At 66.4% G+C, this 16,815-nt stretch carries 18 protein-coding genes and 1 pseudogene; 9 read left to right on the top strand and 10 right to left on the bottom strand.

Annotated features, from left to right (window positions below):
- The 10 genes from rfbA to VLK61_RS31385 all read right to left on the bottom strand — a co-directional run.
- A partial coding sequence (gene rfbA / locus VLK61_RS31430) for a glucose-1-phosphate thymidylyltransferase RfbA (RefSeq protein ID WP_325427562.1) occupies positions 1-680 on the bottom strand: 680 nt, incomplete at its 3' end.
- Positions 681-708: 28 nt separating this feature from the next.
- The gene (locus VLK61_RS31425; protein WP_325427560.1) at positions 709-1,155 is read right to left on the bottom strand and encodes a PIN domain-containing protein; all 447 of its coding nucleotides are present in this window, start codon (positions 1,153-1,155) and stop codon (positions 709-711) included.
- A 13-nt stretch (positions 1,156-1,168) separates the two neighbouring features.
- Positions 1,169-1,402, bottom strand: coding sequence for a type II toxin-antitoxin system Phd/YefM family antitoxin (locus tag VLK61_RS31420; RefSeq protein ID WP_325427558.1), 234 nt, complete (start codon positions 1,400-1,402; stop codon positions 1,169-1,171).
- 84 nt (positions 1,403-1,486) lie between these two features.
- Positions 1,487-2,557 (bottom strand): dTDP-glucose 4,6-dehydratase, encoded by a 1,071-nt coding sequence (rfbB, locus tag VLK61_RS31415; RefSeq protein WP_325427556.1) that lies wholly within the window; start codon positions 2,555-2,557, stop codon positions 1,487-1,489.
- 468 nt (positions 2,558-3,025) lie between these two features.
- Positions 3,026-3,433, bottom strand: coding sequence for a type II toxin-antitoxin system VapC family toxin (locus tag VLK61_RS31410; protein ID WP_325427554.1), 408 nt, complete (start codon positions 3,431-3,433; stop codon positions 3,026-3,028).
- The gene (locus VLK61_RS31405; protein WP_325427552.1) at positions 3,430-3,684 is read right to left on the bottom strand and encodes an antitoxin; all 255 of its coding nucleotides are present in this window, start codon (positions 3,682-3,684) and stop codon (positions 3,430-3,432) included. Before VLK61_RS31405 ends, VLK61_RS31410 begins: the two co-directional genes overlap by 4 nt.
- Positions 3,685-3,749: 65 nt before the next feature.
- Entirely contained in the window at positions 3,750-5,186 is a 1,437-nt protein-coding gene (locus tag VLK61_RS31400; protein WP_325427550.1) for a mannose-1-phosphate guanylyltransferase/mannose-6-phosphate isomerase, read from the bottom strand.
- The gene (galE, locus tag VLK61_RS31395; protein WP_325427548.1) at positions 5,183-6,211 is read right to left on the bottom strand and encodes a UDP-glucose 4-epimerase GalE; all 1,029 of its coding nucleotides are present in this window, start codon (positions 6,209-6,211) and stop codon (positions 5,183-5,185) included. The genes VLK61_RS31400 and galE overlap by 4 nt, the downstream gene beginning before the upstream one ends.
- A 12-nt stretch (positions 6,212-6,223) precedes the next feature.
- Positions 6,224-7,486, bottom strand: a complete 1,263-nt coding sequence (locus VLK61_RS31390) for a hypothetical protein (protein ID WP_325427546.1) — start codon at positions 7,484-7,486, stop codon at positions 6,224-6,226.
- A gap of 14 nt (positions 7,487-7,500) precedes the next feature.
- Positions 7,501-8,892: an undecaprenyl-phosphate glucose phosphotransferase gene (locus VLK61_RS31385; RefSeq protein WP_325427544.1), complete on the bottom strand. Its 1,392-nt coding sequence runs from the start codon at positions 8,890-8,892 to the stop codon at positions 7,501-7,503.
- Positions 8,893-9,075: 183 nt separating this feature from the next.
- Here VLK61_RS31385 and VLK61_RS31380 point away from each other — a divergent pair, with 183 nt between their 5' ends.
- The 9 genes and pseudogenes from VLK61_RS31380 to VLK61_RS31340 all read left to right on the top strand — a co-directional run.
- A complete protein-coding gene (locus VLK61_RS31380; protein ID WP_325427543.1) occupies positions 9,076-9,594 on the top strand; it encodes a hypothetical protein in 519 nt (172 codons plus the stop codon).
- A complete protein-coding gene (ubiB, locus tag VLK61_RS31375) occupies positions 9,594-11,144 on the top strand; it encodes a ubiquinone biosynthesis regulatory protein kinase UbiB (protein WP_325427541.1) in 1,551 nt (516 codons plus the stop codon). The genes VLK61_RS31380 and ubiB overlap by 1 nt, the downstream gene beginning before the upstream one ends.
- A 96-nt stretch (positions 11,145-11,240) precedes the next feature.
- Positions 11,241-12,701 (top strand): sodium:solute symporter family protein, encoded by a 1,461-nt coding sequence (locus VLK61_RS31370; RefSeq protein ID WP_325427539.1) that lies wholly within the window; start codon positions 11,241-11,243, stop codon positions 12,699-12,701.
- 82 nt (positions 12,702-12,783) lie between these two features.
- Positions 12,784-13,113, top strand: coding sequence for an FmdB family zinc ribbon protein (locus tag VLK61_RS31365; protein ID WP_325427537.1), 330 nt, complete (start codon positions 12,784-12,786; stop codon positions 13,111-13,113).
- 54 nt (positions 13,114-13,167) lie between these two features.
- Positions 13,168-13,830, top strand: a complete 663-nt coding sequence (locus VLK61_RS31360; RefSeq protein WP_325427535.1) for a DUF502 domain-containing protein — start codon at positions 13,168-13,170, stop codon at positions 13,828-13,830.
- Between the two features lie 125 nt (positions 13,831-13,955).
- Positions 13,956-15,749, top strand: a complete 1,794-nt coding sequence (aspS, locus tag VLK61_RS31355; protein WP_325427533.1) for an aspartate--tRNA ligase — start codon at positions 13,956-13,958, stop codon at positions 15,747-15,749.
- Positions 15,750-15,811: 62 nt separating this feature from the next.
- Positions 15,812-16,036 carry an AbrB/MazE/SpoVT family DNA-binding domain-containing protein gene (locus VLK61_RS31350; protein WP_325427531.1) on the top strand — a complete coding sequence of 75 codons (225 nt, stop codon included), beginning with the start codon at positions 15,812-15,814 and terminating at the stop codon, positions 16,034-16,036.
- Between the two features lie 4 nt (positions 16,037-16,040).
- A complete protein-coding gene (locus tag VLK61_RS31345) occupies positions 16,041-16,436 on the top strand; it encodes a type II toxin-antitoxin system death-on-curing family toxin (protein ID WP_325427529.1) in 396 nt (131 codons plus the stop codon).
- Between the two features lie 26 nt (positions 16,437-16,462).
- A pseudogene (locus VLK61_RS31340) lies at positions 16,463-16,815 on the top strand (3-deoxy-7-phosphoheptulonate synthase); the annotation flags it as partial.

Raw genomic sequence — 16,815 nt, 5'->3', positions numbered from 1 at the left:
GTGTCCAGCCACGCGTAACCGCGGCCCATGATTTCCACATCGAGTTGACCTTGCTGCAAGTACTGGGCATTGACGGTGGTGATCTCCAGCTCGCCGCGGGCCGAGGGCTGGATGCTGGCCGCAATGTCGCACACCTGCGCGTCATAGAAGTACAAACCGGTAACCGCGTAGTGGCTCTTCGGGGCCTTGGGTTTTTCTTCAATGCTGAGCGCGCGGCGCTGGGCGTCGAACTCGACCACGCCGTAGCGTTCCGGGTCCGTCACGTGGTACGCAAAGACGGTGGCGCCTTCGGTGCTGGCCGCGGCGCGGTGCAATAAGGTCTGAAAGTCGTGGCCATAGAAGATGTTGTCGCCCAGCACCAGCGCGCTGGGGGCGCCGTCGATGAAACTGCGGCCCAGGATGAAGGCCTGCGCCAGGCCGTCCGGGCTGGGCTGCACGCAGTAGCTGAGCTTGATGCCGAAGCGGCTGCCGTCGCCCAGCAGCGCCTCGAAGCGCGGTGTGTCCTGCGGCGTGCTGATGAGCAGGATGTCGCGGATGCCCGAGAGCATCAGTGTCGACAGCGGGTAGTACACCATCGGCTTGTCGTACACCGGCAGCAGCTGCTTGCTGACGGCCAAAGTGGCCGGGTGCAGCCGCGTGCCGGAGCCGCCGGCGAGGATGATGCCTTTGCGTGTTTTCATGGTGAACGGCCTTGACAGTGTCGCAGGATCAGGATTCTGACAATCTGGCCAACAGCGGGTGCACAGGTGTCTCGAACGGATTGACGACGGTCACACCGCGCCAGGTGAAGCCGGCTTGAAAGTCTTCGCTCAGCAATGCACGGCATTTGTGCTCGGCGGCCACGGCCAGGATCAGTGCGTCCCAGATCGGCAACTGGTGATCGGTATTCAGGTCCATGGCGGCTTGGAATGCCGGCCAGGTCGAATCGGCGATAGCGAAGGCGTCGCCCCAAGCCAGCAGGGCAGTTCGTACTTCCGCGGGCGCGCGCTTGGCCTTGCCCGTCAGGACGCGATGGAGCTCACCCAGGGCCTGCGCTGGAATCACGACCTGCTCAACCGTGAGCCGGGAGAGCCAGTGTCGCGCCGTCCGGCAGCGGTCAGCGTCGCCCCAGCCTTCAGCGTAGACCAGCACATTGGTGTCGAGCGCAAGCCTCATGCGCAATCGACGCTCATTCGTACAGGTCCTCGCGCGTCCAATCGCGATGGCCGGACGTTGCACGGGCATTCAGGCGTTCCAGCAGTTGCTGCCGCGCCAGTTCACGCGTGTCGTCACGTTGGCGCACCGGCACCATGGTCGCGATGGGTCGTCCACGTGAGGTGATGCGAACCTGTTCGCCGCGCTGAACCTCACGCAGTAGCTTCGAGAAGTCTCGATTCGCTTCAGTGCTGGTGACAAGCTTCATGGTGGGAAAGTAGTGGTTAAACCTACATCATGGTGCCGCAGGCGGGCAAGGTCAAGCCACGCTCAGGGATTGCCTGGCGATTGCTCAGGCAGCGCCGTACTGCTTGCTCATCCAGTCCCGGTAGCCGCCGCTTTGCACGTCGGCCACCCAGTCGGCATGGTCCAGGTACCACTGCACGGTCTTGCGGATGCCGGATTCGAAGGTCTCGGCCGGCCGCCAGCCGAGTTCACGCTCGATCTTGCGCGCGTCGATGGCGTAGCGGCGGTCGTGGCCAGGGCGGTCGGTGACGTGGGTGATCAGCCGGGTGTAGGGGCCTTCGGGGTGGGGGCGCAGCTGGTCGAGCAGTGCGCAGATGGTGTGCACGATCTCGCGGTTGGGCTTTTCGTTCCAGCCGCCGACGTTGTAGGTCTCGCCGACGCGGCCCCGGGCCAGCACCGCGCGGATGGCGCTGCAGTGGTCGCCGACGTAGAGCCAGTCGCGCACCTGCAAGCCGTCGCCATAGATCGGCAGCGCCTTGCCGGCCAGCGCATTGACGATCATCAGCGGGATCAACTTCTCGGGGAAGTGATAGGGCCCGTAGTTGTTGCTGCAATTGGTGGTGAGCACCGGCAGGCCGTAGGTGTGGTGCCAGGCGCGCACCAGGTGGTCGCTGGCCGCCTTGCTGGCCGAGTACGGGCTGTTGGGCTCGTAGGTGTGGCTCTCGGTGAAGGCCGGGGCATCGGCGGCCAGGCTGCCGTAGACCTCGTCGGTGCTGACGTGGTGGAAGCGGAATGCAGCCCTGTCATCGCCGCTCAGGCCGGCGTAGTGCGCGCGCGCGGCCTCGAGCAGCGTAAAGGTGCCCATCACATTGGTGCGCATGAATTCGCCGGGACCGTGGATGCTGCGGTCGACATGGCTTTCGGCCGCGAAATGCACGACAGCGCGCGGGCGGTGGGCAGCCAGCAGGCCGTCGACCAGCGCGCGGTCGCCGATGTCGCCCTGGACAAAGATGTGCCGCGCATCGCCCTGCAGCGCGGCCAGGTTCTTCAGGTTGCCGGCGTAGCTGAGCAGGTCGAGGTTGACGATGGGTTCATCGCGCGTTGCGGGATCGGCCAGCCAGTCCAGCACGAAATTGCTGCCGATGAAGCCGGCGCCGCCGGTGACGAGGAGGGTCATGATGTGCTCGACTTCTTGACTTGCGATGCAATTGCCCGGGGTTTGGAAGCACCCGGGCGAACCTTTGAGGGAAGAACAGCACTGACCGGGATCTTGATGCCGAACACCTGCACTAGCCGATGCGCGTCGCGCGCCGCTTCTGCGAGCGCGCGCCGAAGCGCCGCTGGTGACGGGATCAACGGCGGCTGAGCGCTCGAGCGCTGAGATTCAGGAGGCTTTGCCATTTCGTGTCGGCCAGGACGATGGTGTCCCGGCCATTATGCGAGGCGATGAGTTGGCTCTTGGCCCCACTCGAGTTGTTCAGCACTGCCCACTTGGGGGCAAGCGGCCTATAGAGCGAGTTGAAGTTGATCGGCATGCGTGGTCTTGCCGGCGCCGCTCGGCCCGGCGAAAACGATGACGCGTGGCGCCGGCTTCATGCGCGCCGGGGCACCGAGCAGCGGCGTTGCCGGTGGCGCTGCGATTGCATCAGTCGGCCCAGTTGTCGAGCCTCAGGCCGATGATCCGCTCAAATTCGCGTAGATTGTTGGTGACCAGCGTGGCCTCCAGAGCCAGCGCATGGCAGGCAATCCACAGGTCGTTGGCGCCAATCGGCGTGCCAGCTGTCTTGAGCCTGGTGCTGTGCGCTGCGTAGTGTTCACAGAGTCGGTGGCTGGTCTCGTACACCACCGGTATCTGCCGGGCAAGCTGCTCCAGCCGCCGAAGCACGTCGGCCCGGCGATCACTTCCCTCCGCGCCCTTGAGCAGTTCAGCCCAGGTGACGAAGGACATGGCGACGCTGTCGTGTTCCGTCAGCTGATTCATGCGCGCGGCCACTGACAACGGGCGCTGCTTGATCAGGTAGATCAGCGTGTTCGTGTCAAGCAGGAACTTCAAAGCGCGTCGCGTTCCTGCGTGGGGGCCAGCGCTTCACGGTCGTCTTCGAGCCGCCGGATGAAATCGTCGTCAAAACCCTGCAAGGCTTCCAGCAGTGCTGTGCCGCGATCCGCGGGCAAGGGATGGATGATCAGGTCACCCGCCTCGGTGCGGCTGATCTCAACGCGCGTTGCATCCAGCCGCAGCTCTTGCGGAATGCGCACCGCCTGACTGTTGCCATTCATGAAGACGCGCGTGACGAGTGCTGGCATCTGTTTGTGTGTACTGGTGTGTGTGTATTCTTCGCCAAATTCCGATGGACCGTCAAGTCACCGGCTCACCTTCGCCCGTAGGTGTCCTCGAAGCGAACGATGTCGTCCTCACCCAGGTAGCTGCCCGACTGCACCTCGATGATCTCGAGCGGCACCTTGCCGGGGTTCGCCAGGCGGTGCACTTCGCCCAGTGGGATGTAGGTGCTCTGGTTCTCGGTGAGCAGGATCACCTTGTCGCCGTTGGTCACTTCGGCCGTGCCGGTGACGACGATCCAGTGCTCGGCGCGGTGGTGGTGTTTCTGCAGGCTCAAAGACGCGCCCGGCTTGACCATGATGCGCTTGACCTGGAAGCGCGGACCGGAATCGATGCTGTCGTACCAGCCCCAGGGACGATGCACCTTGCGGTGCAGCGCGTGTTCACCGCGCTGCTCGGCGCCGAGCTGGTTGACGATCTGCTTGACCTCCTGGCTGCGTTCGCGGTCGGTGACCAGCACGGCATCGGCCGTTTCCACCACCACCACGTCGCTCAGGCCGACCACACTGACCAGCCGGCTGGTTGCATGCACCAGCGTGTTGCGCGACTCCTTGATGATCGCGTCGCCGACGCTGGCATTGCCGTCGCTGTCCTTGCCGGCCACCTGCCACACGGCTTCCCAGGCGCCGAGATCATTCCAGCCGGCGTCGAGTTCGACCATGCGGATGTCGATGCCGCTGCCCGGGCATTTCTCCATCACCGCGTAGTCCACCGATTCGCTGGGCACGACGGCGAACAAGGCCTTGTCGGGGCGCACGAACTTGGCATCCGTCGAGCGTGCGGCGAAGGCCGCGCCGGTGGCGCTGGCAATGTCGGGACGGAAGCGTTCCAGCGCGGCCAGCCAGGTGGACGCCTTCAGCACGAACATGCCGGCGTTCCAGAAATAGCCGCCGTCGGCCAGGTAGGTCTCGGCCGTCGGCAGGTCCGGCTTTTCGACGAATTGCGCGACGCGCGGTGCACCGGCGGCGGTCTCGCTGCGGATGTAGCCGTAGCCGGTTTCGGGCCGATCCGGCTTGATGCCGAGGATGGCGATGGCGCCTTCGGCCGCCAGCCCGATGGCCCGCTGCAGCGCCTGCGTGAACGCCGCTTCGTCGGTGACGGTCTGGTCAGCCGGGGTCACCACCAGCACTGGATCGCTGCCATCGGCCTGCGCCTGCAACGCGGCCAGGGTCAGCGCCGGCGCGGTGTTGCGGCCGATCGGCTCCAGCAGCGCCGAAGAAGGCTCGATGCGCAGTTCGCGCAACTGGTCCAGCACGAGGAAGCGGTGCTCCTCATTGCCGACGATCAGCGGCGCAGCGACTGTCGCCCCGCTGCCGCCGATCTTCTGCAGCCGCGCCACGGCCTGCTGGAACAGGCTGGTGTTGCCCGAGAGCACCAGGAACTGCTTCGGGTAGCCGGCGCGCGACAGCGGCCACAGCCGGGTGCCGGAGCCGCCGGCCATGATGACGGGTTGGACCAGGAGACTCATGATTCAAAACCTTGGGGGTTGGAGGTCTGCCAGCGCCAGCTGTCCGCGCACATGCGGTCCAGGTCATGGCGGGCCTGCCAGCCCAGCAGCGTGCGGGCCAGCGCCGGGTCGGCATAACAGGCGGCCACGTCGCCGGGCCGGCGGGGCACGACTTGGTACGGCACCTCACGGCTGCTGGCCCGGGCGTAGGCGCGCACCAGTTCCAGCACGCTGTAGCCGCGGCCGGTGCCGAGGTTCACCGTCAGCGAGCCCGACGCGTCGAGCAGGCGCCGCAGCGCCGCGACATGGCCCTCGGCCAGGTCGCTGACGTGGATGTAGTCGCGCACGCCGGTGCCGTCGGGCGTGTCGTAGTCCTTGCCGAAGACCTGCAGCTGCGGCCGGCGGCCAATGGCCACCTGCGCCACATAGGGCATCAGGTTGTTCGGCGTGCCGCGCGGGTCTTCGCCGATCAGCCCACTGTCGTGCGCGCCCACCGGGTTGAAGTAGCGCAGGCAGGCCGTCTGCCAGGCGGGGTCGGCGATTCCCAGGTCACGCAGGATGGTTTCGCCGATCAGTTTGGTCTGGCCATAGGGGTTGGTGGCCGAGAGCGGCGAATCTTCGGTGATCGGCAAGCTTTGCGGATCGCCGTACACCGTGGCGCTGGAGCTGAAGACGAAGCGCTTGCAGCCGTGCCGCAGCATGGTTTGCGCCGTGGTGAGCAGGCCGCCGATGTTGTTGGCGTAGTAGTCCAGGGGTTTCGCGACGGATTCGCCGACCGCCTTGTACGCGGCGAAGTGCACCACCGCATCGATGCGCTGGCGTGCGAACACCGCCTGCATCGCCGCGGCGTCGCAGACGCTGGCGCGCTCGAACCGCGGCGTGCGGCCGGCCAGCCGGGCCAAGCGGTTCAGCACTTCGGGCGAGCTGTTGGAGAAATCGTCGACGCCGATCACATCGAAGCCGGCCGCCTGCAAGGCCAGCCAGGTGTGGGAGGCGATGTAGCCGGTGGCGCCGGTCAGCAGGATGGTGGGACGGGGGCTCGTCATGCGGCGACGAGCTTACTGCAGCACGAACTGGCCGGTGCAGCCATAGCTGGTGATGCTGTACGGATCGGACAGCACGCCGCTGACGCTGCGCCGCGAGCGCGACATGTCGCAACTGAGCTGCAGGCTGCGGGTGGGCATCCAGCGGGCACCGAGGTTCAGGCTGGTGGTGGTGTCGTGGCTGTCTCGCGGCAAGGTGTCGCCATTGCCGAATGTCGCGGCGTCGACCAGCTTGCGCCGGGCCGATGCTGCACCGGCGCTGAGCGCGATCTTGGCGCTGAGCTCGTAGTCGGCCTTGACGCGCAGTGCCGTGGTGGTGCGGCTTAGGTCGTTGCTGGCCAGCGTGTCGGTGCCTTCGGCGTCGACCAGCACGACGTCTTCGCCGGTGTCTCGTATCACGGTGGTGCTCAGCGCGAACTTGCCTGTCGGCTTCCACAACCAGCGTAGCTGACCGGTCGTGCCGGAGAAGTCGCGCCGAATCGCTTCCGTGTGTTCGACCTGGCTGATGCTGATGCGGCCGTTGATCGTGCTGGCGCCGCTGGGCAACCAGTTGCTGGTGAGGTCGAGGTCATTGCGCTCGAAGCGATCGGCCTGAAAAGTACCGTCGGGGAGGGCCCGATACTGCGGACGCTTGCCTTCGGTGCGACGCAATGCCAGGCCGACGTTGAGCGCCCCGCTTGCGCTGTAGCGCATGCCGCCCGACACGACATTCTGCGAATACTCGCGAGGGCGGAACTCCTCGGCGCTGTAGCTCACCTCGCGGTGGCTCAGTTTCGCCTCGGCGGTCCAGCGCGTTACCACGCCCAGGCGGATCAGGCTGTCGAGCTGCCGGCTGCGCTCGGTGTTCTTGCCCAGCACCTTGGCGACATCGTTGCCGGGGTTGTAGCGCGCCAGGCTCTGCGCCGCCACGGCGCTGAGCGTTCCCGACAGGTGATTGATTGTCGACCAGTCCAGGCCCACATCCGCGCTGTAGGCCTCGTTGTTCAGCGTGTCGTTGTCCTTGAAGCGCACGCTGCGCAGCCTGGCGTTGCCGAACAGGCGCTGGCGGCCGATGGGCTGGTCGAGGCCGGCCAGCAGCGAAGTGGCCGAAATGGTGTCGCTCTTGCTCAGCTCGCTGGGCAGCAGCGTGTTGTCATTGATGCGGTAGATGTTCGAATCGTGGCTGAAACCTTGCGAAACGCCGATGTAGTACGGGCTGGTTTCCGCGGCGGCGAAGCCACCGGCCAGCAGCAGCGACAGGGCCAGGGTAGGGCGGAACATCATGGGGGTGGGCTCCATGGCAAGGTGTGGGATCAGTAGGCTTCGCGGTCGAAGAAGGCGACCTTGACGGTGCGCGCGATGATCTGCAGGTCGAAGCCCAAGGACCAGTTGCGCAGGTATTCCAGGTCGTACTCGACCCGGGCTTGCATCTTCTCGAGCGTATCGGTTTCGCCGCGCTGGCCGTTCACCTGGGCCCAGCCAGTGATGCCGGGCTTGACCTTGTGGCGCACCATGTAGGCCTTGATCAGCTGGCGGTACAACTCGTTGTGCGCCACCGCGTGCGGGCGCGGGCCGACGATGCTCATGCGTCCCTGCAGCACGTTGATGAACTGCGGCAACTCGTCCAGCGAGGTGCGGCGCAGGAAGGCGCCGAAGGGGGTGATGCGGCTGTCGCCCTTGGTGGCCTGCTTGACCACGTCGCCATTGTCCATCGCGCGCATCGAGCGGAACTTGTAGACGATGATCTCGTCGCCATCGAGCCCGTTGCGCCGCTGCTTGAAGATCACCGGCCCCGGCGAGCTGAGCTTCACGCCGAGGGCCAGCACCAGCAGCAGCGGCGAAATCAGCAGCAGGATCAGCGAGGCCAGCAGGATGTCGCTGACCCGCTTGGCCAGGCTGTGCGTGCCGGTGAACGGGGTTTCGCAGATGCCCACCACCGGCACGCCGTTCATGTCCTGCAGCCGGCCCTGGATGATGCTGATGCCGAAGACATCGGGCACGAAGTAGATCGACGCGGTGGTGCCCTGGATGTCCTCGAGCAGCTCGATGATGCGCGGCTGCGAGCCCAGGGCCAGCGTGATGTAGACATCCCGGATGCCTTGCTGACGTATGAAAGGAGCGGCATCCTTCAGCCCGCCCAGGCGCCGCGGGCTGGCTTCGCTGTGCACGCGGCCGTCGTTGCGGTCGTCGAAGAAGCCGACGAAGTCGATGCCGCGCTGCAGGCCTTCGGTCAAGGCGGTGGCCACCTTGACACCCAGCGCGCCGGCGCCGATCACCACCGCCGGGCGGCGGTTCTCGGGCTGCGTGGACTGCCACTGCAGCACCCGCCGGCCCAGCCACATGCCAGACATCTGCAGCACCGGCGTGACGATGGCCCAGAACAGCAGCACATCGGTTTCGAAGAAGGTCAGGCTGCGCGTGGCGTAGCCGCACAGCGCCAGGATCAGCAGCAGCATCAGCCAGGAACTGGCGATGTCGACCGCGGCGGTGAGGTAGCGGTCGCGGAAGCGGTTGCGGCCCGGGAACGTGAGTGCAAAGACCAGCAGGCAGAGGGTCAGGTCGGGGCGCAGCACGGGTTCGTCGGACCACAGCAGCGCCAGCAGGTACACGCCCACCGTGATCGTCGGTTCCAGGAAGGCCGCGATCAGGGAGGTGACCGACTGCGGCGCGCTGTAGAAGTTGCGGGTGTGTCGGTTTTCGTACATCGATGAGGTCTGCGGGGCCGGGGATCGTTGGCACTGCAGCGCGAACGCGCCCTCACGCGTCGGAGCCAGCCTTAGATTGTGAGTCATTTCGAGGCGCTGCCTGCCTTGGAAACCGGGGGTTACAGCCGGGCGGGTCGGCCGGCTCGCCGGGGCTGGGATGACCCGCCTGCCTACAATCAGACCATGATCGACAAGCTCAATGCGCTGCTGGCCCCGGCCCTGATGGAGCGCCTGACGCTGGTGGTGAACCATGTGCTGGCCAGCGAGCCCGACGCGGTGGCGCGGCTGCTGCCGCACCAGGGCCGCACGGTGCGGTTGCTGCTGGAGAGCTGGCCCCGGCTGCTGCCAACCCCGCCGGTGCTGGCCTTTCGCATCACCCCGGCCGGGCTGGTCGAATGGGCGGCCGACGAGGCTGGCGGCGATCTGCTGGTGCGCATCGATGCCGGCAATCCGGCGGCGCTGGCCTTGCGCATGCTGGCCGGTGAACAGCCGGCGGTGGCGATCGAAGGCGACGCGCAGCTGGCCACCGACATCGACTGGCTGCTGAAGAACCTGCGCTGGGACGTGGCGGCCGATCTCGAGCGCCTGTTCGGCCCGGCCGCCGCCCATGAGCTGCACCGCCTGGGTTCGTGGTTCGCAAAGGGCCTGCGTGCAGCGATCGAGCGGGCCACGGCCCTGGCCGGGTCGATGCGCTCACGCTGATGCGGCACTTCTTCCGGCTGGTCTTCATCGGCTTCACCGTCCTGCGCTTCGGCCTGGACGAAGTGGCGCTGTCGGGCTTCCGCCAGCGCTGGGTGCGCGGGCTGGTGCGGGTGACGACGCTGGGCCGCCAGTTGCAGGCCCCGCGCGGCGAGCGCCTGCGCCTGGCGCTGGAAAAGCTGGGCCCGATCTTCGTCAAGTTCGGCCAGGTGCTGAGCACCCGCCGCGACCTGCTGCCGCTGGACGTGGCCGATGAACTGGCCCACCTGCAGGACCGCGTGCCGCCGTTCCCCAGCGTGCAGGCTGTGGCCTTGATCGAGCGCGCTTTCGGCCGTCGCATCGACGAGCTGTTCTCCGAATTCGATGCCGAGCCGGTGGCCAGCGCGTCGATCGCACAGGTGCATTTTGCGAAGCTGAAGAACGGCCGCGAGGTCGCGGTGAAGGTGCTGCGCCCGGGCATGCTGCAGGTCATCGAGCAGGACCTGACGCTGATGCACACGCTGGCCAGCCTGGTCGAGCGCGTGTGGACCGATGGCAAGCGCCTGAAGCCGCGCGAGGTGGTGGCCGAGTTCGATGTCTATCTGCACGATGAGCTGGACCTGGTGCGCGAGGCGGCGAATGCCGCCCAGTTGCGGCGCAACATGCAAGGCCTGGGCCTGGTGATGGTGCCCGAAATGGTGTGGGACCTGTGCACCAGCGGGGTGATCGTGATGGAGCGCATGCACGGCGTGCCGATCAGCCAGGTGCCGCGGCTGCGCGAGGCCGGCGTGGACATCAAGAAGCTGGCGCGCGACGGGGTGACGATCTTCTTCACCCAAGTCTTCCGCGACGGTTTCTTCCATGCCGACATGCACCCGGGCAACATCCAGGTCAGCGTCGCCCCGGCGACCTTCGGCCGCTACATCGCGCTGGACTTCGGCATCATCGGCACGCTGACCGAGTGGGACAAGGAATACCTGGCTCAGAACTTCCTGGCCTTCTTCCGCCGCGACTACAAGCGCGTGGCCGAGTTGCATGTGGAAAGCGGCTGGGTACCGCCGAACACACGGGTGGATGCGCTGGAAAACGCGATCCGCGCGGTCTGCGAGCCGCACTTCGACCGGCCGCTGAAGGACATCTCGCTGGGCGCGGTGCTGATGCGGCTGTTCCAGACCTCGCGCCGCTTCAATGTCGAGATCCAGCCGCAGCTGGTGCTGCTGCAGAAGACGCTGCTCAACATCGAAGGCTTGGGCCGCCAGCTCGACCCCGAACTCGACCTGTGGAGCACCGCCAAGCCTTTCCTCGAGCAATGGATGAATCGCCAGATCGGCTGGGCCGGGCTGGTCGAGCGCTTCAAGAACGAAGCGCCGCGCTACGCGCAGCTGCTGCCCGAACTGCCGCGGCTGATCCACCAGGCGCTGCAGCGCCGCAGGGATCCCGACCCGGCCTTGCTGGCCTTGCTGACCGAGCAGCGCCGCACCAACCGCCTGATCCAGGGGCTGCTGATCGGCCTCGCCGGCTTTGCGATCGGTGTGCTGGTGGCACGGACACTGCTTCGCTGGGCACCATGGTGAGCCGGTCGTGAGCGGGCCGTGGGCGCGGAGATAATGCGCCGCGTCCGGCGGCCGCCGCCCCTGGCCGTCCTCCTGGGTTCACGATAGACCGCGCGCATGAACACCACCCTGATCGTTTTTGTCGTGTTGTACCTGCTGGGCACGCTGGCCATCGGCGTCTGGGCCGGCACGCGCATCAAGAACACCGCCGATTTCGCAATCGCCGGCCGCAGCCTGCCGCTGATCATGGTGGTCACCACCACCTTCGCCACCTGGTTCGGGGCCGAAACGGTGATGGGCATCCCGGCCAGGTTCGTGCAGGGCGGCCTGGGCTCCGTCGTCGAAGACCCCTTTGGTGCCGGCACCTGCCTGATCCTGGTCGGCCTGTTCTTCGCCGCGCGGCTGTACAAGCAGAACCTGTTGACCATCGGCGACTTCTACCGCCGGCGCTTCGGCAAGGGCGTCGAGGTGTTCTGCAGCACCGCCATCATCCTCAGCTACCTGGGCTGGGTGGCGGCGCAGATCACCGCGCTGGGCCTGGTGTTCTCGGTGCTGACGCAGGGCGCGATGTCCGAGACGGCGGGCATGATCGTCGGCACGCTGGCGGTGCTGGTCTACGTCGTCGTCGGCGGCTTCCTGGCGGTGGCCTGGACCGACTTCATCCAGATGATCGTGCTGGTCGTCGGGCTGACGGTGATCGCGGTGTTCTCGGCCGATCTGGCCGGCGGCAGCGACAAGGTGATCGCGATGGTGCAGTCCAAGGACCTGCTCAAGTTCCTGCCCGAACCCGGCTTCAAGGACGTGGCCTTCTTCATCGGCGCCGGCCTGACGATGATGCTGGGCAGCATCCCGCAGCAGGACGTGTTCCAGCGCGTGATGTCGGCCAAGAATTCGAACACCGCGCGCAACGGCGCGGTGATCGGCGGCATCAGCTACATCCTGTTCGCCTTCGTGCCGATGTTCATCGTCGCCAGCGCGGTGGTGGTGATGGGCCAGCAGGCGCTGGACATCGCCAAGGACGACTACCAGCGCCTGCTGCCGACCTTCGTGCTGACCAAGATGCCGCTGCTGATGCAGATCCTGTTCTTCGGCGCGCTGCTGTCGGCGATCAAGAGCACCTCATCGGCGACCTTGTTGGCGCCTTCCACCAGCTTCGTCGAGAACATCGTCAAGAACCTGCGGCCGCACATGGGCGACAAGCAGCAGCTGCTGGCGATGCGCTGGACCATCGTGGCCTTTGCCGGGCTGGTGCTGGCCTATGCCATTGCGATGAAGGGCACGCCGATCTACGACCTGGTGTCCGCCGCCTACCAGGTAACGCTGGTCGGCGCCTTCGTGCCGCTGGTGATGGGGCTGTACTGGAAACGGGCCACAACGCAGGGCGCGATCTTCTCGCTGGCCGCCGGCATTGCGGTGTGGATCGCCTACTTCCCGCAGGTCAGCAGCTTCGGTGAACACTTCCCGGGCCAGCTGGCCGGATTGATCGCCGCGATGGTCGGCATGCTGGTCGGATCACTGGCGCCGCAGTGGCTGCAGAACCGCCGTGACACCGAGCACCATGTGACGGGCTTGAATTAGTTCGCCGCCGCCGCATCTGCCCACGGCGGCTGCCGCAAGCCGCCGCACTTATAATTTTCTGTTTTGCGTCAAGGGTTTAGCCATGCCGATCTACGCTTACCGCTGTGCTGCCTGTGGCCACGCGAAGGACGTGCTGCAGAAACTCAGCGATCCGTTGCTCACCACCTGCCCGGCCTGCGGGGCGGAGTCGTTCAGCAAGCAACTCACCGCGGCCGGCTTCCAGCTCAAGGGCTCGGGCTGGTACGCCACCGACTTCAAGGGCAGCGGTGCGGCGCCCGCACCCGCCGCCGACGCCCCCGCGGCCGCACCGGCAGCGGGCGATGCGGCCCCGCCGGCGGCAGCACCTGCAGCGGCCGCCGCCGCGGCGCCGGCACCTTCCACCGCGTGCGGCGGCTCCTGTGCCTGCCACTGAGCCACGGGTGGGTCGGCTCTTGGCTCCCTTGCCTGCGCCCGTCGAAAGCCTGTCTTGAAAAAATACATCATCGCCGGCCTGCTGGTCTGGCTGCCGCTGGCCATCACCATCTGGGTGCTGCTGTGGCTCACCGGCATGATGGACGGCATGTTCCACGGTCTGCTGACGGCGCTGCAGACCGTGCTGCCCGTCGCGCTGGGCGAGGCGCTGGAACGCCTGCGCCACATTCCGCTGCTCGGTGCGGTGGTGATGGTGCTGATCCTGCTCGGCACCGGCGTCTTCGTCACCAACATCTTCGGCCAGTGGTGGCTGCGCCAGTGGGACCGCATGCTGTCGCGCATCCCGATCGTCAAGTCGATCTACAGCTCGGTCAAGCAGGTCTCGGACACGCTGTTCTCCTCCGACGGCAATGCCTTCCGCGAAGCGGTGCTGGTGCAGTACCCGCACGCCGGCTCGTGGACCATCGCCTTCGTCACCGGCCGGCCCAGCCTGGAAGTGGCAGCCCACCTGCCGGGCGAGCATGTCAGCCTGTACGTGCCGACCACGCCGAACCCGACCTCCGGCTTCTTCCTGATGATGCCGCGCAGCGCGGTGCATGCCCTGCACATGAGCGTGGACGAAGCGCTGAAGTACATCATCTCGATGGGCGTGGTGGCGCCGCCGCCTCCCGCGCCTCCGGCCTTGCCGGGGGGGGCCGACCCCAACCGCAGGGGCTGAACGCCCAGGCCGGCATTCAGCCCTGAGGGTCTCGCCACGAGGCCCCGCCCCGCCAGAAGCTCCAGGTTGCGGCACGCCGCGCGCGCAGCCTTCCCCAGAACACCGACAGATTGGAATTTGCATTCATGAGAACCACCTACTGCGGCCTGGTCAGCGAAAAGCTGATGGGCCAGACCGTCACGCTGATGGGCTGGGCGCACCGCCGTCGCGACCATGGCGGCGTGATCTTCATCGACCTGCGCGACCGTGAAGGCCTGGTGCAGATCGTTTGCGACCCGGACCGCGCCGCGATGTTCGCCACCGCCGAGGGCGTGCGCAACGAGTTCTGCCTGAAGGTCGTGGGCCTGGTGCGTGCGCGCCCGACCGGCACCGAGAACGCCAACCTCGTCAGCGGCAAGATCGAGGTGCTGGCGCATGAGCTGGAAGTGCTGAACGCCAGCGTCACGCCGCCGTTCCAATTGGACGACGAGAACCTCTCCGAGACCGTGCGCCTGACGCACCGCGTGCTCGACCTGCGCCGCCCGGCGATGCAGAAGAACCTGATGCTGCGCTACCGCGTGGCCATCGAGGTGCGCAAGTTCCTCGACGAGCAGGGCTTCATCGACATCGAAACGCCGATGCTCACCAAGAGCACGCCCGAAGGCGCGCGCGACTACCTGGTGCCCAGCCGCGTGCACGACGGGGCGTTCTTCGCGCTGCCGCAGTCGCCGCAGCTGTTCAAGCAGCTGCTCATGGTCGCTGGCTTTGACCGTTATTACCAGATCACCAAGTGCTTCCGCGACGAAGACCTGCGCGCCGACCGCCAGCCTGAGTTCACGCAGATCGATATCGAGACCTCGTTCCTCAACGAGGAGGAGATCCGCGCGATCACCGAGGCCATGATCCGCAGCGTGTTCCGCAAGACCATGGGGCTGGAGCTGCCGGTCTACGCGCAGATGACCTATGCCGAGGCGATGCACAAGTACGGCTCGGACAAGCCGGACCTGCGCGTCAAGCTCGAATTCACCGAGCTGACTGAGGTGATGAAGGACGTGGACTTCAAGGTCTTCTCCGGCCCGGCCACCACCCCGGGCGGCCGCGTCGCGGCGCTGCGCGTGCCCGGCGGCGGCGAGATGAGCCGCGGCGAGATCGACGCCTACACCGAGTTCGTCAAGATCTACGGCGCCAAGGGCCTGGCCTGGGTCAAGGTCAACGATGCCGGCAAGGGCCGCGAAGGCCTGCAGTCGCCGATCGTCAAGAACCTGCACGACGCGGCGATCGCCGAGGTCATCGCCCGCACCGGCGCGCGCAACGGCGACCTGATCTTCTTCGGCGCCGATGCCAAGGCCAAGGTCGTCAACGACGCGCTGGGCGCCTTGCGCGTGAAGGTCGGCCACAGCGAGTTCGGCCGCAACCACGGCCTGTTCGAGGACAAGTGGGCGCCGCTGTGGGTGGTCGACTTCCCGATGTTCGAGTACGACGAGGAAGGTGCACGCTGGAGCGCTGTGCACCACCCCTTCACCGCGCCCAAGGACGGCCATGAAGACCTGATGCAGACCGATCCCGGTGCCTGCATCTCCAAGGCCTACGACATGGTGCTCAACGGCTGGGAAATCGGCGGAGGCTCGGTGCGTATCCACCGCGCCGACGTGCAGGCCAAAGTCTTCGACGCGCTGAACATCGGCCCGGACGAACAGAAGCTGAAGTTCGGCTTCCTGCTCGACGCGCTGCAGTACGGCGCACCGCCGCATGGCGGCCTGGCCTTCGGCCTGGACCGCATCGCGACGCTGATGACCAAGGCCGAATCGATCCGCGACGTGATCGCCTTCCCGAAGACCCAGCGCGCGCAATGCCTCTTGACCGGCGCGCCGAGCCTGGTGGACGAGAAGCAGTTGCGCGAGTTGCATATCCGCTTGAGGAACCCAACGCCGGCCGGCTGAGCCTGGCTTGTGGTGGCTGCAGGGCAGGTATAACATCCGTTATAACTTCTCTGGAGTCCACCATGCATGTCCTCAAGCTCACCCAGATCGGCAATTCAGTCGGCGTCATCCTGCCGAAGGAAGTGTTGGCGCTGCTGAAGCTCGAAAAGGGCGATGCGCTGTACCTGACCGAAAGCCCTGACGGCATGCGCATCACGCCGCATGACCCGGTGTTCGAGGATCAGATGCAGGTCGCTCGCGGCATCATGAAGTCTCGCCGGGCGGTGCTGCGCGAACTGGCCAAGTAGTGCGATGGTTGCGAATCGGGACTGGATCTGGATTGATCCAGCGGTGATCCTCGCCGTGCACGACGAGCAATTGGCCGAGCATGGCGGCGCGGCGGGCCTGCGTGATGCGGGCTTGCTTGAGTCAGCGTTGGCTCGCCCGCGCAACTTGGCGCAATACGGCGAGCCCGATGTCGCAGCCCTGGCGGCATCGTACGCGTTCGGCCTGGCTCGAAACCACCCCTTCGTCGATGGCAATAAGCGCTCGGCATTCGTCGCCACAGAACTGTTTCTGCACCTCAATGGCTGGCAGCTTGACGCATCCGACGCCGACTGCGTGCTGGTGATGCTGAGTCTCGCCGCCGGCGACATCGACGAACCCACCTTCACAGCCTGGCTGCGCGAACGCATCGCCAAGCGCTGACCCGTCCCCGAGGGAGGAGACATCCCATGCCCAACGCCATCGACGACTTCCGCCACGACCACGAAGCCGGCGTCATCGGCAAGCCCGGCGACGCCACGCTGGACACCACGCGCATCGACGACACGCGCATCGCCGCGGTGCGTGCGCTGGTCTCGCCGGCGGTGCTGCTGGAAGAACTGCCGGTCACGCCGGCCATCGAATCGCTGGTCGAGAACACGCGCCAGGCCATCAGCCGCGTGCTGCATGGCCAGGACGACCGGCTGGTCGCGGTGGTCGGCCCCTGCTCGATCCACGACCACGACCAGGCCATGCACTACGCGCAGTTGCTCAAGCGCGTGGCGGATGAACTGGCCGGCGAGTTGATCGTCGTGATGCGCGT

This window comes from Aquabacterium sp. (assembly GCF_035476535.1).
Taxonomy (GTDB): domain Bacteria; phylum Pseudomonadota; class Gammaproteobacteria; order Burkholderiales; family Burkholderiaceae_C; genus Pseudaquabacterium.
The sequence above is the reverse complement of the archived record's forward strand: the minus strand, read 5'-3'. Positions and strand labels throughout refer to the sequence as shown.